Origin of the sequence: Bacteroides sp. D55t1_190419_B8, from assembly GCF_015558905.1 — a bacterium.
In the GTDB taxonomy this organism is placed as follows: Bacteria; Bacteroidota; Bacteroidia; order Bacteroidales; family Bacteroidaceae; genus Bacteroides; species Bacteroides vicugnae.
Map to the genome: position 1 here is coordinate 507,690 of NZ_JADMOU010000001.1, position 25,429 is coordinate 533,118.

Annotated in this window: 20 protein-coding genes and 1 tRNA gene; 9 read left to right on the plus strand and 12 right to left on the minus strand. The window is 39.0% G+C overall.

The window, feature by feature from the left end; all coding sequences use genetic code 11:
* Nucleotides 1-21: 21 nt before the first annotated feature.
* Nucleotides 22-456 (plus strand): DUF6078 family protein, encoded by a 435-nt coding sequence (locus I2I13_RS01695; RefSeq protein ID WP_167511841.1) that lies wholly within the window; start codon nt 22-24, stop codon nt 454-456.
* A 273-nt stretch (nt 457-729) separates the two neighbouring features.
* On the opposite strand, the gene I2I13_RS01700 is transcribed toward I2I13_RS01695, so the two are convergent.
* From I2I13_RS01700 to I2I13_RS01725, 6 genes are read right to left on the minus strand one after another with little or no spacing between them, the layout of a single operon-like run.
* Complete coding sequence (locus I2I13_RS01700; protein ID WP_195648582.1) at nt 730-2,232, minus strand: BACON domain-containing protein; 1,503 nt, start codon at nt 2,230-2,232, stop codon at nt 730-732.
* 35 nt (nt 2,233-2,267) lie between these two features.
* Entirely contained in the window at nt 2,268-3,683 is a 1,416-nt protein-coding gene (locus tag I2I13_RS01705; protein WP_195648583.1) for a BT_3987 domain-containing protein, read from the minus strand.
* A 21-nt stretch (nt 3,684-3,704) separates the two neighbouring features.
* Nucleotides 3,705-4,871: a DUF1735 and LamG domain-containing protein gene (locus tag I2I13_RS01710; RefSeq protein ID WP_148366472.1), complete on the minus strand. Its 1,167-nt coding sequence runs from the start codon at nt 4,869-4,871 to the stop codon at nt 3,705-3,707.
* A 10-nt stretch (nt 4,872-4,881) separates the two neighbouring features.
* A complete protein-coding gene (locus tag I2I13_RS01715) occupies nt 4,882-5,958 on the minus strand; it encodes a glycoside hydrolase family 18 (protein ID WP_195648584.1) in 1,077 nt (358 codons plus the stop codon).
* Between the two features lie 28 nt (nt 5,959-5,986).
* Nucleotides 5,987-7,609 carry a SusD/RagB family nutrient-binding outer membrane lipoprotein gene (locus tag I2I13_RS01720; protein WP_148366474.1) on the minus strand — a complete coding sequence of 541 codons (1,623 nt, stop codon included), beginning with the start codon at nt 7,607-7,609 and terminating at the stop codon, nt 5,987-5,989.
* An 11-nt stretch (nt 7,610-7,620) separates the two neighbouring features.
* Nucleotides 7,621-10,947 carry a TonB-dependent receptor gene (locus I2I13_RS01725; protein ID WP_148366475.1) on the minus strand — a complete coding sequence of 1,109 codons (3,327 nt, stop codon included), beginning with the start codon at nt 10,945-10,947 and terminating at the stop codon, nt 7,621-7,623.
* A gap of 502 nt (nt 10,948-11,449) precedes the next feature.
* Here I2I13_RS01725 and I2I13_RS01730 point away from each other — a divergent pair.
* Entirely contained in the window at nt 11,450-11,749 is a 300-nt protein-coding gene (locus I2I13_RS01730) for a hypothetical protein (protein WP_195648585.1), read from the plus strand.
* Between the two features lie 129 nt (nt 11,750-11,878).
* Here the strand turns inward: I2I13_RS01730 and I2I13_RS01735 are convergent, their stop codons facing one another.
* A complete protein-coding gene (locus I2I13_RS01735) occupies nt 11,879-13,297 on the minus strand; it encodes an ATP-dependent RecD-like DNA helicase (protein ID WP_195648586.1) in 1,419 nt (472 codons plus the stop codon).
* A 95-nt stretch (nt 13,298-13,392) separates the two neighbouring features.
* On the opposite strand from I2I13_RS01735, the gene I2I13_RS01740 reads away from it, so the two are divergent.
* The 3 genes from I2I13_RS01740 to I2I13_RS01750 are packed head-to-tail and all read left to right on the plus strand — an operon-like array spanning nt 13,393 to nt 15,373.
* Entirely contained in the window at nt 13,393-14,079 is a 687-nt protein-coding gene (locus tag I2I13_RS01740; protein ID WP_148366477.1) for a hypothetical protein, read from the plus strand.
* Complete coding sequence (locus I2I13_RS01745; RefSeq protein WP_099146477.1) at nt 14,079-14,849, plus strand: DUF3822 family protein; 771 nt, start codon at nt 14,079-14,081, stop codon at nt 14,847-14,849. The genes I2I13_RS01740 and I2I13_RS01745 overlap by 1 nt, the downstream gene beginning before the upstream one ends.
* On the plus strand, nt 14,840-15,373 hold the full coding sequence (locus I2I13_RS01750; RefSeq protein WP_099146476.1) for an RsmD family RNA methyltransferase: 534 nt from the start codon (nt 14,840-14,842) through the stop codon (nt 15,371-15,373). Before I2I13_RS01745 ends, I2I13_RS01750 begins: the two co-directional genes overlap by 10 nt.
* Before the next feature lie 24 nt (nt 15,374-15,397).
* Here I2I13_RS01750 and cls read toward each other — a convergent pair whose 3' ends face one another.
* The 3 genes from cls to I2I13_RS01765 all read right to left on the minus strand — a co-directional run bounded on the left by cls (nt 15,398) and on the right by I2I13_RS01765 (nt 20,382).
* Nucleotides 15,398-16,837: a cardiolipin synthase gene (cls, locus tag I2I13_RS01755; RefSeq protein WP_099146475.1), complete on the minus strand. Its 1,440-nt coding sequence runs from the start codon at nt 16,835-16,837 to the stop codon at nt 15,398-15,400.
* Nucleotides 16,838-16,969: 132 nt separating this feature from the next.
* Entirely contained in the window at nt 16,970-19,894 is a 2,925-nt protein-coding gene (locus I2I13_RS01760) for a TonB-dependent receptor (protein ID WP_195648587.1), read from the minus strand.
* Nucleotides 19,895-19,977: 83 nt separating this feature from the next.
* Nucleotides 19,978-20,382: a hypothetical protein gene (locus tag I2I13_RS01765; RefSeq protein WP_099146493.1), complete on the minus strand. Its 405-nt coding sequence runs from the start codon at nt 20,380-20,382 to the stop codon at nt 19,978-19,980.
* 79 nt (nt 20,383-20,461) lie between these two features.
* Between I2I13_RS01765 and aroB the strand changes: the two genes are divergently transcribed.
* The gene (gene aroB, locus I2I13_RS01770; protein ID WP_148366480.1) at nt 20,462-21,523 is read left to right on the plus strand and encodes a 3-dehydroquinate synthase; all 1,062 of its coding nucleotides are present in this window, start codon (nt 20,462-20,464) and stop codon (nt 21,521-21,523) included.
* A gap of 106 nt (nt 21,524-21,629) precedes the next feature.
* On the opposite strand, the gene I2I13_RS01775 is transcribed toward aroB, so the two are convergent.
* On the minus strand, nt 21,630-22,499 hold the full coding sequence (locus I2I13_RS01775) for an AraC family transcriptional regulator (RefSeq protein WP_167511842.1): 870 nt from the start codon (nt 22,497-22,499) through the stop codon (nt 21,630-21,632).
* A 462-nt stretch (nt 22,500-22,961) separates the two neighbouring features.
* Between I2I13_RS01775 and I2I13_RS01780 the strand changes: the two genes are divergently transcribed.
* The 3 genes from I2I13_RS01780 (at nt 22,962) to I2I13_RS01790 (ending at nt 24,881) form a co-directional block, all read left to right on the plus strand.
* Nucleotides 22,962-23,036: transfer RNA gene (locus tag I2I13_RS01780), tRNA-Pro, on the plus strand.
* Between the two features lie 56 nt (nt 23,037-23,092).
* Nucleotides 23,093-24,313 (plus strand): S-adenosylmethionine:tRNA ribosyltransferase-isomerase, encoded by a 1,221-nt coding sequence (locus tag I2I13_RS01785; protein ID WP_195648588.1) that lies wholly within the window; start codon nt 23,093-23,095, stop codon nt 24,311-24,313.
* A 49-nt stretch (nt 24,314-24,362) separates the two neighbouring features.
* Complete coding sequence (locus I2I13_RS01790) at nt 24,363-24,881, plus strand: NUDIX domain-containing protein (protein ID WP_148366482.1); 519 nt, start codon at nt 24,363-24,365, stop codon at nt 24,879-24,881.
* Here the strand turns inward: I2I13_RS01790 and I2I13_RS01795 are convergent.
* Nucleotides 24,859-25,401 carry a glutathione peroxidase gene (locus tag I2I13_RS01795; protein WP_148366483.1) on the minus strand — a complete coding sequence of 181 codons (543 nt, stop codon included), beginning with the start codon at nt 25,399-25,401 and terminating at the stop codon, nt 24,859-24,861. The two genes, I2I13_RS01790 and I2I13_RS01795, sit on opposite strands and share 23 nt — an antisense overlap.
* Between the last annotated feature and the right edge of the window lie 28 nt (nt 25,402-25,429).

Genomic DNA, 25,429 nt, shown 5'->3' on the forward strand with positions numbered 1-25,429 from the left:
CACAAACAATAATTCATGAGCATGAAAGAAAAACTTGACTTTTCAGAAGTCCCTTATCAATACTCGATGTGCCTGAACCGACAATGTCCGAAAGCCGACACATGCCTTAGACAACTCGCCGAACAAAGTGTACCGGAAAAGGTCGAACATTGGACAATTATTAGTCCCAAGCGTTTAACTACTGTAGAAGGAGATTGCCCTTATTATCGTTCCAATATCAAAGCGCGCTATGCAAAAGGATTCATCGGCATCTTGGAAAGCCTGCCCCATAAACAAATGGAAAGTGTAATCACACACCTAATGAGTTTTTTCAGTCGCAGAACCTATTACCGTGCCCGCAAAGGTGAACGTTTACTCTCTCCCGCCGAACAACAGCAAGTGCTGAATATCCTTAAGCATTGTGGTGTTTTACAACCACCTAAGTTCGATAAGTATATCGAAGCTTATGACTGGTAACAAGCCTTAAATGCCATGACAGTGACACCATATTGGCACAGTTGTGCCATCGAAGTGGCACGCTTGTGACAAGGCGATGGCACAGTCGTGCCACCACGGTGGCACAAATCATTAAAACCAAGGATAGCTATTAAGAAGCAAAAGAAAAATCCTCCTGCTCTACCATTCTATATAAGTAAGGTAAAGCAAGAGGATTTTGTCTAAAGATGATAAGCAATGAATAAAACAGCTTTATTCTGCTGAACGATGCCGGATAGTAACGGCTTTATTTGTTTATTTATAAACAATAGTCGTTGCGTCATTTTTAGTTAGATTCGGAATCTCCTGGCCTTTTTTCAGATAAAGAGTTTTAACTTTATTACTACGGTTAGCATTTAAGGTCGTTAGCATTGGACATTCTGAAACATCAATAGAAGTCACATTGTCATAACTTTCGTACCATGAAATAATGCTTAAATCTAAAGATTCCAACTTACTGCTACTAAATTTAAGGCTTTCTGCATATGAATACGCATAAGTTCCCCCTGCATTAAAACTGGGGATTGGATTATCTCCTAAATTATATTCTTCGCAATATCTCGCGTTACTTAATGATAATGATTTCACTTTATGTAAACCTGAAATATCAAGCTTCTTCATATTTGTGCAATATCCCAAACTTAATGAAGTGAGGTTCGGGAAATTTTCTATTCCCGTAAGATCCGTGAGTTGACTAGAATATGAACTATTTGACAACGAAGTAGCATTGAGTCCTGCTTCTAAAATAATGCATTGAGAACCTGCAATTGAAAGAGCCCAATTATTTTTTACCACAAGCGCTCTAAGGTTTTGGTCCGGAATACTGACTAATTCAACGTCAGGATCCTTTTGTACTACAGCGATATCACTGGCTAACGTATTATTTGTATTAGTAATCCGGACAAGACCTCCACGTGTGTCTGTAGCACCACTAAGAGTATAAGTCAAAGTTACTGTTGTCAAGCCATCATCTCCTAATTGCGGTTGAGAAACCGATTGTTCGGTAATCCATTCGTCTCCTTGTACAATTGAAGCCGTATATTCAACATTATATCTTACCTTGAATGAAATGGTACGCGCTGAAAGATCATACATCAAAACGTCCGTTTCCGGAATAATAGCTTCCGTTCGTTTTTGGTTTACATTGACGTTTACAGGGTTCGTAACAAGTGGACTTGAAATAGTGATGGTAGCAGAACGTTCTTTATAAGTTACATTTTTTGCAGCTTTAAATGACAAGGTAACTTTACCACCAAAATCACTCCGTTTATCAAATGCCAACCATTCTTCACCCCCCTCGCTATAAGTAATGACAGGTTCAGCGATATTTGTATTGAGCTGAATTTGTATAGCATTTTCTTCTCTTGAAATCGACAAGTTATCATCAGAAAGTAAATCTATAATATAATCAGGCAAAGTTTCTACCTGCAAAGGTGCTACAGCAGAACCTGTAAAAAATTTGAAAGTCGCCGTACGCTTCTCGTCCAGTGTATTAGGATCAATTGTAAAAGTGACTACGTCACCATCTTTTCCTGACATAACCGACGGGTGTGCCCAATCACATACACCCGCCAGTCTCCAATCTCCCGAACTTGCCACTGTAACAGTAATGTTTCCTCCATTTTTATCAGTCTGGATAGTATTGGTAGACAATGAGATAGTAGCCTCACTCCCATTGATCGATTCATCATCATCGGAACAACCCCACAACATGGTAGCTGCCAACAATGTTATCATTATATTTTTTAGAAAGTCCATCTTTTTCTGTTTTTAAGGTGAAATATAAACTTCTGTTAGAGAGCCTTACGCTCTGTGCTATTTTTACTGTAATAGTGGCTCGGGTAAACGAGTTCTTCGTCATACAATCCTCTACATACGCTCTGGCAACGAGATACCTGCGACCTATATAATGAAGGATCAAGCGCAAAAAACATATAGTATCCAAACCCGGCTTCTTTTTTAGAACGTGCCGTTGATTCACTTGAATCTCCGCTACCACGGCGAAGCTCAATCGACATGCCGCCACATTGTTTCAGTGTCATACCAGTACCAGGGCTTGCAGAGCCTCCATAATCACCTACAGCGTAATCACAATATTGACCGGGATCAACACCATCAATAATCTGAAGGCTATTTGAGTACATTGCTCCAAGATTGTAGAGCGAAACAATCTTTTCAGGCATCGCCAATTTGCACTCATACATTAACCGTGAACCTGCATAGGCAGACTGACTTGCAAGCCATGGATTAGATAAATCCGGTGAGCTTGAATATTCATCGTCAAAAGCAACACCATCCAGATTGTATGCACGACAATAAGCTGCCAATTCCCGAGCAAACTCTTTAGCTCCCATATCCGAAAGTTGGGCTACTCCTGCTTCATCATGGTTACCTAAGATACTGATGATGACTTTCATACCAACCTTACGAAGTGGTTGTAGATATTTGTCATTATTGTCAAGCAAGAATTGAACATTTTCGTTGTTTGACAGATACACACGCTTCTTTTCAGGATCCCAGTTAATGTTAGCTGCAAAAAGCACTATATGATCAAAATAATACTTACCACTTTCTGTCAGAAACTCCAGTGCATTAAGTGGATTGGTATCATTAATCTCGAAGTAAAGTACCATCTGTACCGCATCTTTTCCTTTGTTGGTGTTAGGCTTGTTACGGTAATCTTGCACAAGAAGTACCATATGTTTGGATGATTCGGTCAATGTAACTCCTTCTGTTGTTGATGTAGCTGTCAAAGGAATGATATATGTTTCATCTTCTTTCATTCCTTCGAATGCGGTGAGAGTTACTTTTACACTCGGAGTATTTTTATCATCCGGCGCAAGCACAAAAGTACCATTATTGGCTATTTTGACGTTGGCTGCGGGAAAGGCTTTGAAATCAGTCTCATGGACAGCATTATAAGTAGCCACATATGATTCATCAACAGCTATTTGAACATCTACTCCTTTTTGAGGAAGTTTGGATAGCCGAAACACTACGTTAGTACTGTGTTCATTGTCACGGAGCTCCACAACAGAACTGTTTTTATTAGTATTTTCATCCAGTAGTAAACCGTTTAACTGCGTGGATGTTAGATAAGGAGATTCATCAATCCTGCTTCCTACTACAATATCATCTTCACAAGATGTAAAAATTGTCATGGCAAACATTGCCAATGGCAGAAAACTATGTTTGATATTATTTATCATATTCGAGATTTTATGAGTTTATTATTGAGGTAATGAGACGGACACCCAATTAGGTTCGTTTTCAATTGTCAAGTCATAGCCACTCGTACTGTAATCTTTTGCTACAGTTCCCGAGCCTTCGTTGAATTTCCAATAAGCGATAAGTCCTTCTGAATCAGGTTCTACTGTATAGAAATGATTGGCAGATTGGATTTCCTCTGCAGTAAGTACCCGGTTCCAAATTCTAGCTTCAGAAACAACTCCATCAAAGTAACGGTCACTTGAGTAAGCGTAACCTACCCAAAAACAACGTGAACCATCTTCTTCATTCGTATGTTTAGCTCCCAGATTAACGGAAGTTTTAGATACAGAGTCTGAAAGTTTCTCTACTCCATTGACATACACTTTAATGGCACCCCTATTAAAGGTAACAGCTAAATGATACCATTTGTCACTTTCAAACTGGAGATCTGTGCTTGTACAATTTCCGCCAGATGTAGCCACTTGTAATTGGTTGGATGGAACGCCAGCATCACCAAGGCGTAATAAGTAGTTACCTTCAATACCCATTAATGTATTTAATGTATTGGGGAACGAAGTAGCTTTGAACAAAATTTCCATTGTCTGCTCTGTCAAATTATTGAATTTAGAGTCATTATTAAAGTCGGGATAAGCACGATTTCGACTAATATTACATACTACGTTAATGAGTGATGCTCCGCGGAATACGTAATAATATGTTTTGGCACTTTGTAATATCCCAATTCCCTCCACAGATTTAATAGTTACAGGTAGTACATAAGTTGTTTTGAGGTCAAGCTCGCCTGTATTGGTGAATTCAATAAACACTTCAGGACTGACTATGCTACCGGACTTTATGCTTGTAGTAGTTTCAGGCATGGAATAGTGCTCTTCAGGCAGAAGTATTGCATTTTCATCATAATATGCCATTTTGTAAGTTGACAAAAGTTCAGGAGCGGGTGCCATAGTTACCATGATATCATGTTCTTCAGGCTTGGCTATAGCAACGGAAATACCAGCTTCCACATTTGTATCACCAGCTTTAAAAAGTATTTCTTTAGTAAAGTTGGATGCTGAAATGAAAAGTTTGTTATCATAGTGTTGCTCGTTTTCATCATTATTCTGGCAACTGCCGAGAAATACCGAAAAACCGGCAAGGGCAGTGATTATTAGGTTGTTTAGTTTCATAAGATGTTGTTTATTTAACGGTTGGACTCAATATATTAATGGCTTCTTTTATAGTCGGATAAATGTTGGCAACATTAAAGTAGTCTTTTTCCGCTGCATCAATCGAGATTCCTGCCTTGGTATAGTCAGAAGTTTTTGAGACAGCCCATTGAGCTGCTCCTATGATAGCAGACGAACCATCGCCTAGTTCCCCATTATAACTCCCTGAATTGGTAAGATAAGGAGTAGTCACCCCCATCACAAAGCGGTCAGTGGGCACATCCTTGGCAGATGCCATTAACACGAGATATGACATTTCATTTTGATTCTTGGCACCATGTGCATTGATAATAATATACTTACAATCAGCAAATAACTTCTTGTCGATAACATTTTGCGGAGAACCTTTGAAAATAATTGTTTTATCCATATTTGAAGCTTTCCAATTAGATACCACATCAAAAAATGCCGCTTGACGTGCTGTTTCAGCAGCTATTTCGCTTTCCTCAACCAGTGAATTAAGGTCAAAACCTGTATAGTTTGCTACAATTCCGTCTACTCCCAAAGCACTGCTTGCTGCAACTTGTTTAGCCACTTCATTCTTACAGTATTCAATAAAGCGTGTTGCATTATCAACAGGTTCTTCTTCTCCCTCATTCTCTGTTTCATCGGAAACAGTTTGTACATTGGCAGCTTCCTCATCAAGGATTTTTTTCCATGCACTTTCTATTTTATCGAAATCTACCAAACCTAACACTTTTGTACCTAACCGACGCACCTCTTCCATTTCAGATGCATTTACTTCGCTCACTTCCATGATATTATTCAAGCAAATGTAATCAATACTGTCGGGCATATCAGTAAGATGTTGGCTGCGCGAGGTTGGAATAGTGCTTACATTGTCAATTGAAGTAATCACAACCTGATGTTCTGATGTCTTGAATTCATTAAGAGACTTTACGTATTGGGCGTAAAGCTCAGGGTTCTGTTCCTCAATAGTCGGCGTATTTAGTTTAATACTTTCTACATCTGTCCAGTCGGAACAAGATGCTACAGCAACCAGTGTCATTGCAGAAAACAATGTTTTGAATATACTATTTCTCTTCATATTCGTTCAATTTTCTTTTGATATATAATTATTTGCAATCCCACCAAACATGAGTAGCCATTGAGTCTCCTTTTTTAGTCTTAGACTCTTGAGTCAAAGTCAAAACAGCAGCCTCCACGCTTTCTTTATTTTCACGATATTCGTCGGTCGGATATGGCATACGCCGCGCACCTTCTGTATCATCAACAATACCACTGCTGGCATTTGCCGCCATCGGCATCAACTTTGGATAGCCGGTACGCCGATATTCAGACCATGATTCCATACCATTCGGAAAATTGGCAATCCATTTCTGAGTAATAATCTGTTCAAGACTTTTCTCAAAGTCACCACCAGCCCATGCTACTGTAACAGCAGTATTAATCGAACCGGAATAATCATAAGTCTGCCCACTCTGTCCTTTTAATGGATCCTTGTAGCCTTCTACTTTTCCAGTATTCGCCAAATAGCTTTCTACTCCACTACTGATATTGTTTTCTTCAAATGACAAACGGATACCTGCTTCATAAAGGTCTTTTGGAGAGCCTCCCATATTCCACCCACGAAGAGCTCCTTCAGCACGTAAGAAAGCAACTTCTGAAGCACGGAATACAACAATGTTATCACTTGCAGCTACTTTCATACAAGAAGAACCTTGTGACCAAGAATTATACTGTCCCTGCAAAATGCCCCGACGCAATCCGACGTAACCTTCTTCTCCCGTATATGCATTTCCTGATACGGTACCAAAAGTACTTTTGTCATAATAGGCTTCACGACGAGGGTCATTATAACCATTCATGTAACAAGTTAAATCGGCTGAGATTCGTGCGTCAGACCATAGTACCATAAAACGTTGCCACGGATTATGATCGGCAACTTTGCGATAAGCACCGTCAGAGACGGTAGTCATTACACCTGCTTCTACAGCTTCTTCAGCCAACTGCTGCGATGTTTTTCCGTTCACATTGAATCCTGCTACGTAACAAGTACGCATCGCCATTCTAAGCTTCAAAGAGTTGGCAAACTTGCACCATGCTAATGTATTACCATTATAAATTCTGTCTGCACTTGAACTGAAACTCTGGCTAGCATATTTACTCAATACTGAGATAACATTATCCAAATCCTCAAACATCTTAGTATAAACAGCTTGCTGAGAATCATAAGGGGATTTGATTGCGTTAGCGGCTCCCACCTGTGAATAAGGAATAGGACCATATGTATCTGTTACACGTAACATAACAACAATGCGATATAGCTCGGCTAATGATAAGAATAATTCATCATCACTCTGATTCTTCAAATTAAAATAATCAGGATAGAACTTTGAATAGAAATCATTAAATGGAATTTTCTTCCAGTCATCCGAAGGATTATAAGTTGCATAACGACCAGACCAACCTGTTCCCAAATTAGAGTCTGCTACATATCCCGAGAATCCTCCTGCCATCAAACAGTCTACATACTGAGAAAAGTTTTCTTGTTCCGGCATCATTAAATCCTGCAAGTTAAGAGCTAATGACCTCACTAAATACCAATCTACCCCCATATCGTTCTGATCCGGTTCATGAGGATTCTTATTATAATCTTCAAAGTTTCCCGTACATGCAGTTGTACCAAAAAGAAACAAACCAGCGACTATAAACTGTATTATTGTATTTTTCTTCATCTTTTCAGTTTTTAGAATTTAAGTTTCAAATTGAATCCTACGCTACGAAGGCTAGGCATCATAAAGTAATCAATTCCTTGATAATAATTACCTGTAGTTGCCACTGACTCCGGATCGAAAGGAGCCTTACAGTAAATCATCCATAAATTACGTCCTACTAATGAAAGAGTTATATCCATTATGTTTTTCAGTTTTTTTCTTGGAATGGTATAACTTACTGAAGCTTCTTGCAGACGCAAGTTAGTGGCGCTATACGTATAGTATTGAGGAATACCACTGTCAGCACCGACTACTGAATACCATTTTTGTGCATCAATTCTATCATTACCATTTATCACAACCCCACCATTGTCACGGGCTGCCGCTGTTACCTCAGACACACCATAAGAATCAAGTACGGCTTGGGTTGCAGAATACACAACACCTCCCAAACGGGCTGTTAACAAGAAACCAAGCCCCCAATTGCCATATTGGAAATCATTACGCCATGCCATATTAGCTTTTGGGAAGACAGAACCTAGATAAATGTCATCAACTTTATCGTTTACTGTCACATTTCCATCTTCATTTACATAAATCTTATTATTCGAATCGCGGAGTAAGTCGGACTGTGAATAAAGATCACCCAAAGAACCACCTACTTTTAAAATAAACCTAGCCTTTGATAAACCACCTACATCCATTCGGTCTTTTGTAATCTCTTCACCTGTCACAGGATTTATATACCCGTCAATCAAGCTTAATATTTTGTTTTTATTGGCGCTGAATGTATAATTCGAACTCCATGTAAATTTATTCCATGTATTTTTGTAACCCAAAGAGAGTTCTACACCACGGTTGCGTACATTACCAGTCTGTGCATAAAAAGTGCTGTATCCTCCTGTTGGAGAAAGTTTGGCATCCATAGTCTGATTATAAGTCTTGGTATTGTAGAATGAAACATCCAAATTGAAGTTTTTCAGAAAGCGTGCAGTAAGACCAACTTCCCAAGAGTCTGTTCTTTCCGGTTTCAAATCATATAATGGATATGCAGATTGAGAAGAATACGCTCCGGTAGAAGTATTCCAAGAGAAAGTCGGATATGCTAAGAAACGCCCGAAGGGTAGACCAACAGATGCCCATGAAGCACGTAATTTCAAGTAAGAAATACTTTCAGGTAACTTAAACAACTCTGACAGAACAATAGAAGTACCTACTGACGGGTAGAAAAAAGATGCTTGTTTTGAGTTCGGGCCCGCCAGTTGGCTCGGCCAATCATTACGTCCGGTAAGAGTTAAATAATAAGTACTCTTATAGCCAACTTCCGCTGATGCAAATATAGATTGAGTCTGTTCACGATAACCGGTTTCCTCACGTTTACCTGTATCCTTATCCAGTTGGGCAACAGTGAAAAAGTTAGGAAGACCGTTTGCGGCAATCGGTCCACTGACACCAAGAGCTTCAGAACGATTATCGGAATAGGAAGCACCAATATTGGCAGTCAGGCTCCAATCCTCTCCAAATGTCTTGTTAATATTCAGCAACAAATCCGCGTATGTTTGTTTGTCACGAGTATTTGTTACTCCATAAAAACCATTTTTACCTTCAGCTATGGTTTCAATAGTAGAAGCATAGTATTTTTGTGTATATGTGTTATAGGAATTATCCAAACGTACACGCCCGGCTACATTCAACCAACTTAAGATATCATAACTCAAAGCTGCACTCAACATATAACGGTCTTTGTCATTTTCGCGCAAGTTACGGTAGTTGATCCAGTAAGGATTTTGCAAACGAAAAGAACCACCACCTTGCGGCCAGTATTGAGTATACATGTTACGTTCTAAATCATAACGTTCATACATCTTATAATCTTCCCAGTCGTTACCACGTGGAAATAAATAAGCAGAAGCCAATGGATTGGCATAGATACCTTGGTTTACCATATTACGGTCTTTCTGCATAATATATTGAGCCCCCACATCCAACTTCATTTTATCATCTAGGAAAAGAGTTGTATTACGGAATGTAAAGTTATAGCGTTCATACTTATTATTGGGAATAATTCCACGTGAATTAACCGCAGCAGCAGACAAATAAGTCTGATTGTGTTCAGTTCCGGTAGAAAGTGTTACAGACTCTGTTCCGATAAGTCCTGTTTGGAAATAATCACTTGCAGGATCGTATCCATAGTAATTGGCATCGTTCAGTCTCTTTCCCCAACTGGCATCTGTGCCGGATGTGCCATAACGATTTTGGAATTCCGGCATAACAAACTGGGATAACATTTCTGTATTACTGGATACCGTCAGAGATACACGCCCAACTTTTCCTTTCTTTGTAGTAATTACAATAGCACCATTGGCAGCATTGCTACCATACAATGCGGCAGCAGCGGCTCCGGATAAGACCGACATTGATTCAATATCTTCCGGATTAATATCTGCTATAGCTTCTGTGGAACCTTGTGATTGAAATTCTTCAGAACCACCTGAAGCACTTAAATTATACATTGGAATACCGTCAATTACATAAAGTGCATTGGAAGATTGTTCAATACCTCTTGATCCACGCATAACAACCTTACTTGCACCACCAATACCGGAAGAAGAAGAGTTGATGTTCAAACCTGCGACCTTTCCATTTAGAGAGTTGATAAAGTTTGCATCTTTTACAGCCAAAGCCGATTCGGCATCTACTTGTGTTACATTGTAACTCAAAGCTTTCTCTGAACGTTTGATACCTAGTGCTGTAACTACAACCTCATCAATCACTTGTGTATCGTCCATCAACGTTATATTGATAGAGGTCTGCCCTTTTAAAGGCACCTCCTGTGTCTTATAGCCAATATAAGAATAAATAATAATAGGATTATTACTTTTTGTGATTATTTTATAATTACCATCTAAATCCGTAATAGCGCCATCTGTTGTTCCCTTTACTAAGATACTAACACCAATTAGAGGTTCACCCTTAGAATCCAATACTTGTCCGGTTATAGTACGTTCTTTTCCACTTTGCTGTTGTACTGGATTAGAATCCCCCTTTTCAGATAAATAAATAATATTCTCTTCTATTTTATAAGAGACTGCCTTATCTTTAAGGAGTGTACTTAATACTTGCTCCAAAGAAGCGTCCTTCACTTTAAGAGGCTCAACCGTAATGGTTGAAAGTTTGTCATTATAAAAAAACTGATACTTTGATTGTGATTGAATTTGCTTGATTACAGTGCCTAAAGTTGTACGGGGAGTTGATAAGGTCAACTGCGCCATAGCCCATTGTACAGGAACTGCCAAAAACAAAAAGACTAATAAAGCCCGAAATAACTTCGAGTTTCGAAGCGAATGTTTGCTTTCCATACATTTTATTTAATGGTTATACATTTTATTAAACTCTCAAGGATGGTGTCGACTTCCCCTCCTCTGTTAATAAAACAATGCTAAAATAATAAACACTTAGTCCGATTTATCTTTTTTTTAAAAAAAATCTTTTCCAAGAGAAAATAATTTGCGGGGTATGCGTGCCAATGCTTACGGTTCACACATGATTTTTACTATGGCCTCCAACTGAGACAATTTTGAAACAGTGCAATTACCGACTATGCAAAGAATAGCTCGCTCTTTCTAGGATGAAGAACTAGTATTCGACAGTATCAAATCTCTCAAAGACTGGAAATAATAAACTTATTAAAATGAAACTGAAGATATGAAAACAATAAATAAGTTATTAATGGTTATGTCTATCCTGCTCCTTGTAGGGTTGATGTAATGATGACAAACAGGAGGGAATTACAACAGAACCAATTTCTAAATTAGAAATAGAACAGGAAATATAAAAGTAAAGATTGGTAGCGAAAATAAGGTGACTATCAGTATTACACAAGGAGGTGGTGAATACAACGTATCTTCACTAAATCTGTATATTGCCCAAGCTACGATAGAAAATAGTGGAACCCAAATAGAAGGTTTTCAAAATGTTGGAACAATAATTATAGTATCAAACAAAGACAGAAGATTCCGTAAACTGTCTGTTAGTGTTTATGCCACCGACATATTGGAACTAGACAAAGAAAGCATCGAATTTATTACCAGACTTGAATATTCAGACGAAGCAACAATCAATGTTACAAATGGAAATGGAGAATTATTCTATAACATCTAATAATAAAGTTGCAATATCTCAATACAAAAAGTAAGTTTGTAATAAGAAGGTTCTATAAATAAATCCTCCATGATGTGTATATGAAAAATGAAGGGCTTTTAAAAAAGTTTTGAGATAAAAACATCTTAATCACTCCACCTGTTCTTTCGGATAATTCACCAAATACAATGTTTTTGTCGCACGAGTAAAAGCCGTATACAGCCATCGGAAATAATCAGGAGTCAAATACTCATCCGTCATATACCCCTGATCTAAAAATACATTCTGCCACTGCCCACCTTGCGCTTTATGACAGGTTATTGCATATGCATATTTCACTTGCAATGCATTATAATGCGGATCAGCTTTCATCTTTTTCATCCGGTCTCTTTTGATTGGAATATCTATATAGTCCTCAAGTACTGTATAAAATAATCGGTCATTGTCTTCTTTTGATAATGCAGGTGAATCCGAATGCAAAGTATCCAATAAGAGATTTGCATCCAATTCAAAATCATTCTGGTCAGGAAAACGGAGAGTGACTTCCGCAAAACGAAAGCCATATATGTCACGAGTTCGACGAACACGCCGGACAACTGCTATCTCGCCATTCGCTATAAAATCCATCTCCTTATATTTCTCTGTCCAATAGTAATTATTTCTAGCTATCATCAACATATCTCCTGAGTTCAATTCATCTTCACGCCAAAGAATTTGAGCACGTATTCCATTATTATATAGGTTTGCACGCTTATTAGAACGACAGACAACAATCGTTTCATCCATACCATCATGATCATAACAATTAGTCAGTTCCTCTATCAGTTCCGTTCCCGGTACCAGTTTAATATCAGGAAAGCCTGCTATTTTTATTTTAGGCAAAGAATAACAATCATCCTCCGCTATCAATCGCCTCAACTGTGTGGCATTCCATAATATTCCGGATTCTTGCACCTGACGGACTACTTGAGTAAGATCAATCTCACGTACTTCAAGCCCATACCCCTTCAATGCATCGGAAAAAAGTGCCGGGCTTAACTCCTCTCCTACCGGAGGAAGCTGCGCAGTATCACCCATTAACAAGAGACGACACCCCTGCCCCGAATAAACAAATTGCACTAAATCGTCCAATAGACGACCTGTTCCAAACACACTCCCCGACAGTCCTTCGTTTGAAATCATGGAAGCCTCATCAACGATGAATAAAGTATTTGTAGCCAGATTATCATTGATCGAAAAATTACTAAGCTCATTCGAAAAAGACTGTTGCCTATATATTTTTTTATGAATGGTGAAAGCCGGATGTCCTGCATATGTTGAAAAGACCTTTGCCGCGCGCCCTGTAGGAGCCAACAATACAGATTTCTGCTGCAATTGATCCATGGTTTTCACCAATGCCCCTACCAATGAAGTTTTACCAGTGCCGGCATAACCTCTTAAGATAAAGACTTCATCCGCCAGTGTGGACAGCAGAAACTCTGAAAGAGATTTTACAGCAATTTCCTGCTCTAAAGTTGGTTGATAAGGAAAATTTTCCTTAATTTGCCTTTCTAAATAGTTATTTATCATTTTTGTACGAGAAAAAAGTTCGAGGAACTATCGTATTTAAATTTATTTATTCTATTTTTGCGATGCGAATATAACAACTAAAAACATAATTTATCATGAAAACAGTATTTAATATTGTATTGGTGCTTTGTGCTGCTGCACTGATTTACATCTGCTACACCAGCATTATGGGTCCTATCAATTTTGAAAACGCTAAAAAAGACAGAGAAAAAGCAGTCATTGCCCGTTTGATCGACATCCGTAAGGCACAGCAGGAATACCGTACGCTGCACCGCGGAATGTATACAGACAAATTTGACACATTGATTGACTTCGTTAAAAATCAAAAATTGCCGTTCGTTATGAAGATGGGAATGTTGACCGACAAACAATTGGAAGACGGACTGACTGAAAAGAAAGCTATGGCTATCATCGAAAAAGCAAAGAAGACAGGCAAATATGATGAAGTTAAGAAATGGGGACTTGAAAACTTCAAACGTGACACTATGTGGGTAGCTGTTATGGATACTATTTTCCCGAAAGGATTCAACCCGGATTCTATGAGATACATCCCTTACGGAGGTGGTGCTCAATTCGAAATGAATGTAAAAAACGATACTGCTAAATCCGGTGCTCCTGTATACTTATTTGAAGTAAAAGCTCCGTATGAAACTTATTTGAACGGACTTGACAAGCAAGAGATTATTAATTTAAAAGATGTTCAGAGCAAATTGGGTAGATACTGCGGTTTGATGGTAGGTTCTATCGATACTCCGAACAATGGTGCTGGTAACTGGGAATAATGATTGATTTTACTAAATCAAAACAATATACTTTATCCATCCGTCTTAGTACGGATGGATTTTCTTTTTCTATCTATAACCCGATTCATGACGATTCGCTTTCAATCATAGAGAAAGAGATAGACGCTTCTCTATCCCTAACAGCAAATCTAAAGGCAATCTTCCACGAATCGGACTTCCTCAATCATCCTTACAAACGGGTAAACATTATGATGGCAAGTAAACGTTTTACAATCGTGCCATTAGACCTTTTTGAAGAGGAACAGGCGGAACTTCTATTTTATCACAATCATCAGAAAAAAGAAAACGAAACGGTACTCTACAATATTCTAAGAAAGAATAATGTAGCTGTCATTTTCGGTATAGACAAAAGCGCACAGATCTTTTTGAATGAACAATATCCCGAAGCTCGCTTTTATTCTCAATCTACTCCGTTTATCGATTATTTTTCTGTAAAAAGCAGATTAGGAAACAGTAAGAAGATGTATGCTTCTGTACGCAAAGACGGTATTGACATCTATTGCTTTGAACGGGGTCATCTACTTCTGTCTAATTCTTTTGAATGCACGCATACAGAAGACCGTATTTACTATTTATTGTACGCTTGGAAGCAACTGGAATTTAATCAGGAGCGGGATGAGCTACATCTAACTGGAACACTTTCCGAGAAAGAAGTTTTAATGAGCGAACTGAAAAAGTTTATCCTACAGGTATTTATTATGAATCCTGCAACTAATATTGACATGCAAGCCTTATTAACATGCGAGTAATCAGCGGTATTTACAAACGAAGAAGATTTGACGTGCCCCGAACATTTAAAGCACGTCCTACAACAGATTTCGCCAAAGAAAATCTGTTCAATGTACTCAACAACTACATCGATTTTGAAGAAGGAGTCACAGCTCTCGACTTGTTTGCCGGAACCGGAAGTATTAGTATCGAACTGGTATCCCGCGGATGTGACCGGGTTATTAGCGTTGAGAAAGATCCTGCGCATCACTCGTTCATCTGCAAAATCATGAAAGAGGTGCAAACAGACAAGTGTCTGCCAATACGCGGAGATGTATTCAAATTTATCAAGAATGGTCGCGAACAGTTCGACTTCATCTTTGCCGATCCTCCTTATGCATTAAAAGAGTTGGAAACAATACCTGAATTAATCTTCCAAAACGATCTTCTCAAAGAGGGAGGATTATTGGTACTGGAACACGGAAAAGATAATAACTTCGAAGATAATCCACATTTCATAGAGAGAAGAGTGTATGGAAGTGTAAACTTCTCACTGTTCAGATAAGTTTTCCAATCAATCTCATCACTATTAAAGTAGCGGAGCCAATAAACGCACGATAGACTCCGCAGCTTTTTGTCTCCACGAACGTCTGACCCAATTCTTAAAAAAGATTTGTGTACTTTCTCGCTGATCCTGAAGAAATATCTCTTTCATTTCAAGGGCTGTTTCTACGTCATACATAAAGGCATTCACTTCAAAATTGTGCTCAAAGCTACGAAAGTCAACATTAGTAGACCCCACTGTGGAAAGCATGTCATCTGAAACCATGAGCTTAGAATGCAGAAAGCCCCTCTTATAAAAATAGACTTTAACACCTGCCTGCATCACATCTGCCAAATAAGAACGCGATCCAAGATGAGTAATCCAATTATCGGCACGTTCCGGTAACATTAAGCGCACATCTACCCCGGACAATGCAGCTGTTTGCATAGCAGCTAATATTTGCTCTGTAGGCAAGAAATAAGGGGTTTGCATATAGAAATATTTTTTTGCACTGGTAATGGCAACCGTCAAGCCCTGCATGATTTCTTTCCAGGGTCCGATAGGCTCACTCGTGACAATTTGCGCTAAAGAATTTCCACAAGAATCAATCTTTGGAAAATAACGGGAAGCAGTTATCAGCGTACGGTCTACAAAATACCAATCGAGCAGAAAAGCCGTTTGCAGACCGTGCACAGCCTTCCCTTCCAGCATGATATGCGTATCACGCCAAACTCCCCAAGAAAAGCCACGCATATAGCGTTCTGCCAGATTCATTCCCCCAACAAAACCCACACGCCCGTCAATGACAACAATCTTTCTATGGTTCCGGTAATTCACTCTACTGGTAAATAAGGGAAAACGTACCTTTAAAAAGCTCCTGACCTCTATACCGGCATTACGCATTTCTTCGAAAAAGCGGTTAGGCACATGCCAGCAACCTACATCATCATAGATCACCCGCACTTCAACTCCTTGAGAAGCCTTTTCTATCAGTACGTCTCTGACCAGACGTCCAATAGCATCATCCTCAAAGATATAATATTCCATATGGATATGCTGCTTCGCTTTTTGTAGTTCGCGCAATAATGATTGGAGTTTGGTATATCCTTCGGTATAGATTGCCACACGATTTCCCTCAAATGGAAATGCCTGATTCGTTTGCTGGAAAAGTTGAATAAGACGGGAGTATTCATAGGGAACATCCGAACAATCCTGTGCCAGATATTCGGCCATTGGTTTCTTTAATAGGCGGTCATAACTTTTTTGCCCGATGATACGCTCACGACGCTGGCTCCGGCCAAAGAAAAAATAAAAGACAAGCCCGACAATAGGTAAGAAAAGTAATATGAGTATCCATGCCATCGTTTTAACCGGATTCCGGTTGTCAAGAATGATAATGACAATCGTACCGATAATGGCTCCAAAATAAAGAATATCAAAAGCTACTGTTGCTATCTGGCTAAGCATATAGTTCCAATCAATCATAGGAATCTCCTTTCATACAGATACTGAACAACAAATATAGAGTAAATTATCGGATTAACAAAGAAGTCCCGGTGACAACATTGAATGTTGTGCCGGGACTTTCTTCGTTTTATTTGAATCTATTACGCTACTTCAGAATGGTCTGCCACCTCCATAGCCTCCACCACGTGGGCCACGCGGACCACCACCATCAAAACCACCATGACGCATATTGCCACGGGCTTCTTTATTTCCAAAAATATTCAGGCGATAAGAGAAACGAAGCATACAATAACTATTAATTCCATTATATTCGGAAACAGAACGCATATCGGCTGTCAACGAACGGCTGATATTGGATTGCTGCCGCAAAATATCATATACTTCAAAACTGATGGTTGCAGCATTGCCTTTCAGGAAGTTTTGGGCAATCTGCGCATTCCAGATAAGTTCATTCTTATTCATACTAGCATCACGATAACCACGGCGTGCGTTATTAGTTATATTGGTTGACAACGTCATACTCCAAGGTAAAGAGATATTAGTGCTTGCACCATAACCAAATGTATAAGGTTCCTGGTTATTTTCCGGACGCAGTTTGTTTCGTTCAAAGTTATAGTTGATCGAACCATTCAAGGTAAATTCAAACCAGTCGTTACGAAAAGTTCCATTCAGATTCTCTCCTAAAGTCAATGTTGTACTGGTGTTCTTGTCATTTATCTTGGTATCGTCATTGAAAAGGTAAGAAACCGCATTGGTATAGTTGGCACGAGAGAAAGAATTTATAGTGAAACGCTTATCTTTCAATGCTGTATTGAACCCAAACATACCCATCGCATTCCAGTTTCCGTTGATATTCTCCGGTTTAACTGTTACTCCACCAGTACTCTGATTGTAAGTAGTGGCATTGGTAATATTGTTTTGAGTCATATTCAAGTTTGCATGAGCCATTATGCCACGCTGTTTATCTGCATTATAAGTATTGTAGAACAAACGCATAGAATGAGAGAAGGAAGGCTTCAATCCCGGATTACCCTTACGAATGTTCAACGGATTAGAATCATCGGTTACATCCAGCAAATTTTCCATACTCGGCTGGCTTGCACGTCCCCGATAAGTAAAGCGTAACTGGCTGACTTTAGAGAATCTGTAACGAAAATCAACATTAGGAGCAAAATTGAACACATTTCTTTTTACTACAGTATCTACTTCAGCTTTCTTATAATCTAATCTGGTATTCTGCGGTTGCAGAGACACTCCAAAGTTCAATCGATATTTCTCGCGGATAATATTCAACCCTGCATTAATATCATGGTTATAGTATTTATATTGAGCATATTTACTCAAATCTCTATCCTTATTCTCTTCATATCCTTCAGGTAGACCATCACCAAAATTCCAAAACCAATCCTGTCCTTTATCTGCATCAGGAATCAAACTGTACGTACTTCTATCGCTTTCACTATACTTATATTGAAATTTATAGCGGAACTGTAAAAAAGTAGCTCTCGCAATCGGCTCACTATAAGTCAGTTCGGCAGTATAATCATAACTTTTGGTTGGAGAAGTAGTATACTGTTTACGTTCATCATCTTCTTTTTTTGCATTATCATCAAAATAACGCGTCAATGATTCACTAAACTGTTCGCTATCATTATCTCCATAACTAAATGTACCACGGAAAGTGATGTTTCGTCCCTGATTATTCAATCTACGATTCAGCTGTAAAGAAGCATTTGCAGAGAGACTCTGACCTTCTGATTCTGATTCACTGTTGCTGGCGTTGACACGAATAGCTTCTAAAGGATCATCTGTACTTCCCCAGAAAATCTTATTCAAAAACTCATTAGGATTAGACACCAAATTAAATGGATCTCCATTAAAAGTACCCGATTCGGAAATAGAATAACTGTTAGACTTTCCATAAGAAACGTTCGGACGGAAAATGATGTTTGTCAATGTATCCGGTTTCCATTCCAAACGGAAGTCGGCATTGAAGTTTGTATTTTTATTACGGCCTTTACTGTTTGAGTTAGAGTACGAATTTCCATTTTGCAGGAAACGTTCCGAGTAGTTTGTAGATGTTGCATCCCGGTCACTGAAATTATAACGGGCACTACCTCCCAGTTCCAGCTTATCAGTCTGAGTAGCAAAGTTAGCTCCAAGCATCTTGGTAGCAGTCAAACCATTGCTATTCTGGAAACGAGGGCCACCACCTCCACCTGAGAATCCTTGATCGTTCACATTATTGGCCGAACCAATTAAAGAGAATTGGCTATTATCGACAAAACGGTTCAACATCAAGTTACTTCCGTAACGGTCTTCTGTACCACCAGCAACACTTGCGTTACCAAACCAGCCTTGATTCATTCCTTTCTTCACTTTCAGGTCGAGAACGGTTTCTTCTTCCCCATCATCTATTCCGGTGACACGTGCCAAGTCCGATTTTTTATCGTATGTTTTCAGTTTATCAATCATGTTGACCGGCAAGTTCTTCAATCCGGTTTTCACATCACCCCCAAAGAACTCTTTACCATCTACCATAATCTTCTTTACTTCTTTACCATTGATTTTGACATTACCGTCATCATCAATCTCTGCTCCCGGAAGTTTCTTTACCAATTCTTCGAGCATCGCTCCTTCCGGAGTACGATAAGCAGCCGAATTATATTCCAGAGTATCTTCTTTTACGGTCACCTGCGGAGCTTCGGCAGTAATCACTGCTTCTTTCAGCATAACAGCATCCGGATCTAATGCAATGGTCCCCATCTTTTTATCGGTGGCATTAGCAGATAATTGTACTGGTACGAGTTTGGTACGAAACCCGATATAGGAAACTTTCAACACATATTTCCCGGCTTTTACTTTGGGGAGAGTGAACCATCCCTGATTACTACTGGCTATACCAGCGGCATAAGCGCTATCAGGCAATGATAACAATTGAACTGTAGCCTGCGCTGCAGGCTCTTTTGTGTCGGCTTCCACCACACGTCCCGAAACGGTAATTACCTTATTCTGTGCAAAAATTGAGAAGGTGCATAGCAACATCAGCACCAACCCTGCTGAAAATCTTTTCATTTACCTTATTTACGATTATATTAGTAGCAATAACAATGTCTTTTTGACAAATCGAATCGCAAAAGGTTTAATTGAAAAGAAAATTATCTTTTAAAGAATCGATCAACAAGCGCTTTTTTAAGACCAAATTCCAAACAAAGCACATTAAAAACCAAAAAGGTCAAGAAAGAGGAAGTATCAACATTAATCACATCTCCTTGCATTACACGCCACAACATACCACCAAAGACGAACAAGAATGTTAAAAAGATAGCATTACGAACAGCTGAATTACGAATCTGCTCCGTTTCCCGGCTCTCATTTTTACTGAATGCAAAGATTATCAACAAGCATCCTGCCATCATCAATAACTTTGTGCATTCTTTATAAAACAGCAAGTTATTATCGGTCACCACTCCCCGCATCACTAGAATAAAAGGGATGAACAGAGCTACCAACAAGACAACATATCCTAAAGGACGACAATATACAGGTAATAATGCTTTCATGATTGAACGTTTTAATGAGACAAAAGTAAGTAAAAAAAATATTTTATATACATTTGCAGAGTAAAAAAGCAAAAGAATCATGAGTAAACAAGAAGTTATTCTCTGCGAAAGCTTGGAAACGAGCCTCGGTCGTGCCATTGAGTTATGCCCGCATGACAAACTATTCGTCCTCACAGACGAGCATACCCAGCGTCTTTGCCTTCCTTCCTTAAAGGCATCAGGTCTACTGAAAGATGCTGTAGAAATCTGTATCGGAGCCGAAGACGTACATAAAACGATGGAAACGCTTGCCTCCGTCTGGATGGCATTAAGTACTCAAGGAGCTACCCGCCACTCTTTGCTTATCAATCTTGGAGGAGGGATGGTGACGGATCTCGGAGGTTTTGCCGCAGCCACATTTAAACGTGGTATTTCCTATATCAATATCCCCACTACTCTACTGGCTATGGTAGATGCATCAGTAGGTGGTAAAACAGGAATCAACTTCAACGGACTGAAAAATGAAATCGGTGCCTTTGCTCCGGCAAACAGTGTACTGATTGAAACAGAATTCCTGCGTACACTGGATGCATACAATTTTTTCTCCGGATATGCTGAAATGCTAAAGCATGGTTTGATTAGCAATACGGCACATTGGGTGGAATTACTCAATTTCAATACTTCTAATATTGACTATACAGCTCTCAAACAATTAGTAGGTCAATCGGTACAAGTGAAAGAAAACATCGTAGAACAGGATCCCTTTGAACATGGAATCCGCAAGGCATTAAATTTGGGACACACTGTGGGACATGCATTCGAAAGCATGGCATTGGCAGAGGAGCGCCCTGTATTGCATGGATATGCAGTAGCTTGGGGAATCGTATGCGAACTGTATCTTTCTCATCTCAAAGTCGATTTCCCGAAAGAGAAAATGAGACAAACGATCCAATTTATCAAGGACAATTATGGCGTTTTTACTTTCGATTGCAAAAAATACGACCAACTATATGCATTCATGACGCATGACAAAAAGAATACTTCAGGCACAATTAATTTCACTCTACTGAAGGATATCGGAGATATTTGCATCAATCAAACTGCCGATAAGGACACTATTTTCGAGATGCTCGACTTCTATCGTGAATGTATGGGAATTTAATCCGACACCGGAGAGATTACATAATAAAAGGGAATGAAGTAAACTTCATTCCCTTTCTCTTCCCAATCCCTATAAATAATTGACAATTGTGCGACAATTGCCCGCGCTATTGTTCTAAATTACTCATTCGATACTGTGAAAGCGACATACCTGTATGCTTTCTAAAAAAACGTCCAAGCGACGATTGATTCGCAAAGTTCGTTTTTATGGCTATTTCCTGAATATTCAGGTTTGTATTCTTCAATAAAGCCTTGATTTCTAATATGATGTATTCGACTATCCAATCTTTAGCAGATTTCCCGCTTGTTTCCTTGATTACCATAGTCAGGTATTTGGAAGTAATACACAGTTTATCTGCATAAAAAGCTACATCCTTATTCTCCTTAAAATGCTTCATGATAAGCCCAAAGAATTTATTAGCTAATTCTTCTTTACGGGTATCCCTGCGGACAGTCATCAAGGTCGATTCCTTTTGATAAGCATTGAACAGTTCCAGATACAGATACCTCAACAAATGAATAATCAGCTCCCGCCTATATATATCTTGAGAAGTAACTTTATCTTTTATCATACCCAGATAATTATACATCCGAGGAATGTCGCGTTCCGATTGCGGATACCAATAATGACTCCGCATATAGAAAAAGAAATGCGGAGAAAATCGGGGCACACCACTTAACGCATCACTAAACAGTGAAGTAGATATTACCATCGTAACGGTCGAAAAATCTTCACTTGGCTCACTAAATGAGACAAATTGTCCGGGTAATAATATAATCAATTCCTCCGGTTGTATCCAGTGTACATCCTCATGCACTGTGATTTTAGCCCTTCCACTTAAACAATAAATAATCAATGCTGATTGATTATTAGAAGGATAAGAAGTCAGAGGAAGATACTTCAGATTTTGATAAAACTTAAAATCGTCACCCAGGACGTATATCTCTAATGTCTCTCTATTTTTAATGTCTAACATTTAACACCTTTCTAAACTAAGTCTTTTTACAAATGTATAACTTCCTAATTTACCACACACCAAAATTGGAAATATAGTATCATACTAGGGAAATCAAACACCTTTTATTTGCATTAATTTATAAACAAACTCACTGATTGTTAGTTCATTTGTCATTTTCCTATTTAGTTTTATTATAGACTTCCCTACTTTTTATAGTGTTTTTAGGACAGGAAAAGGATTAATGCTTTCAAATGAAAAATAAGCAGATTGTTTTCCAATTCAAGCAAAATTAAAAAATGTACTTTTATATCACATAAGAGGCAATCAAAAGAACTACTAACTCATTGAGAAAAAGATTTGCATAGTCCCAAGAAAGACTAATAATCAGAATAATAGCTATAAATCGGCACAATTCATACTAGAAAAATCAACGGATTATTTGCTATTTAAAAATTAATCAGTACTTTTGCATCCGCAATTCGGGGTGTAGCTCAGCCCGGTTAGAGTACTCGTCTGGGGGGCGAGTGGTCGCTGGTTCGAATCCAGTCACCCCGACTGGTGAAAGAGGTTAGAAGCCGAATGGGTTCTGACCTCTTTTTATTTAAAAAACAATGAAAGAAGATCCTAGACATATCCGCATCAGTGAATACAATTATCCTCTTCCGGATGAACGTATTGCTAAATTCCCGTTGCCTATCCGCGACCAGTCCAAACTCCTGATATATCGTCGGGGGGAAGTAAGTGAGGATATCTTCACCTCTTTACCGGAATATCTTCCGCAAAGCAGTCTGATGATATTCAATAATACGAAAGTCATTCAAGCACGTCTTCATTTCCGGAAAGAAACAGGAGCACTGATTGAAGTATTCTGCCTCGAACCGATTCAGCCGAATGATTATGTATTAAACTTCCAACAGACAGAACATGCCGCCTGGCTTTGTATGATCGGTAACCTGAAAAAATGGAAAGATGGAGAATTAAAACGAGAAATGACAGTCAAAGGACTTACAATCACATTAACCGCCGCCAGAGGAGAATGCAGAGGAACCAGTCACTGGGTAAATTTTTCATGGGATAATCCGGAAGTGACGTTTGCCGATATTCTTGAAGTATTCGGAGAACTTCCTATCCCTCCTTACTTAAACCGGAATACGGAAGAAAGTGATAAGGAAACTTATCAGACTGTTTACTCTAAGATTAAAGGTTCGGTAGCTGCGCCTACGGCCGGTTTACATTTCACCCCGCGAGTGTTGGATGCACTACAGGAGAAAAGCATCGATCTTGAAGAGTTAACATTACATGTAGGAGCCGGAACATTCAAACCCGTAAAAAGTGAAGAGATCGAAGATCATGAAATGCATACAGAATATATATCGGTCAATCGGAGCACAATTAAAAAACTAATAGACCATGACGGTTGTGCCATTGCCGTAGGAACTACTTCTGTACGCACTCTCGAAAGCTTGTATCACATTGGAGTTATTTTAGCAGATCACCCGGACGCTACTGAAGAAGAATTGCACGTCAAACAGTGGCAGCCTTATGAAAAATACGATCAGATACCTCCGGTGGTTGCACTACAAAAGATATTGGGTTATCTCGATAGAAATGGACTCGAAGCACTCCATACCAGTACACAAATTATTATAGCTCCTGGATATCAGTACAAGATAGTGAAAGCGATGGTCACTAACTTTCATCAGCCACAAAGTACCCTGCTATTATTGGTTTCTGCTTTCGTAAAAGGAAACTGGCGTGCGATTTATGATTACGCTTTAGCACATGATTTCCGATTCCTAAGTTATGGAGATTCTTCCTTATTAATACCATAAATTTCTACACCCAATAGAATCGATCTAGTTCACTAAAAACAAAAGCACAATGTTAAGCGATAATAATCAAGAAATGTTCCCCATCGTAGACGAACAAGGAAATATCACCGGAGCAGCCACTCGTGGGGAATGTCATAGCGGCAGCAAACTACTTCATCCGGTAGTCCATCTTCATATTTTCAATACCCGTGGAGAGTTGTATCTGCAGAAACGTCCCGAATGGAAAGACATCCAACCGGGGAAATGGGATACAGCGGTAGGTGGACATATTGACTTGGGCGAAAGCGTAGAAATCGCTCTAAAGAGAGAAGTCCATGAAGAATTAGGCATCACGGACTTTACTCCTGAACTACTTACTAATTATATTTTCGAATCCGAACGTGAAAAAGAACTTGTCTTTGTTCACAAGACTGTTTACGATGGAGAAATCCATCCCAGTGAAGAACTGGACGGAGGACGATTCTGGACCATTGAAGAAATAAAAGAGAACTTAGGAAAAGGGATTTTTACTCCCAATTTCGAAAGCGAATTGCAGAAAGTCTCTCTTATTCCTTCTCTATCCAAGTAACGATTTTTTCAGAAAACGGACTTTCTTTAGGAGAGGCAAAGCCCACCCAGTTTCCATTCTCATCAATCATGAATTTCTGGAAATTCCACTGAACCGACGCATCTTCTTTACCATTCAGCTTCTTCTCTGTCAGCCATTGATAAAGAGGAGCGATTTCTTTCCCTTTGACGGAAATCTTAGCCATCATCGGAAAAGTGACACCGTAGTTCAAAGAACAAAATTGAGCTATTTCCTCATTACTTCCAGGTTCTTGCCCCATAAAGTTATTTGCCGGAAAACCGATTATTACAAAGTCTTTATCTTTATATTTCTCATATAATTTCTCCAGTTGAGCATACTGTGGCGTCAGTCCGCACTTGGAAGCCACGTTGACCACAAGCACTTTCTTACCTTTCAATGAAGAAAGAGAAAATTCTTTGCCATCAATCGTTTTCACTGCAAAATCATAAAAAGACTTGTTCTGCGCTTCCAAAGAAACGGCAAACAACAGACTTACCATCATCAAGACGAATGTTTTCATGGTGAATATACATTTAGTTTGTTTTTAT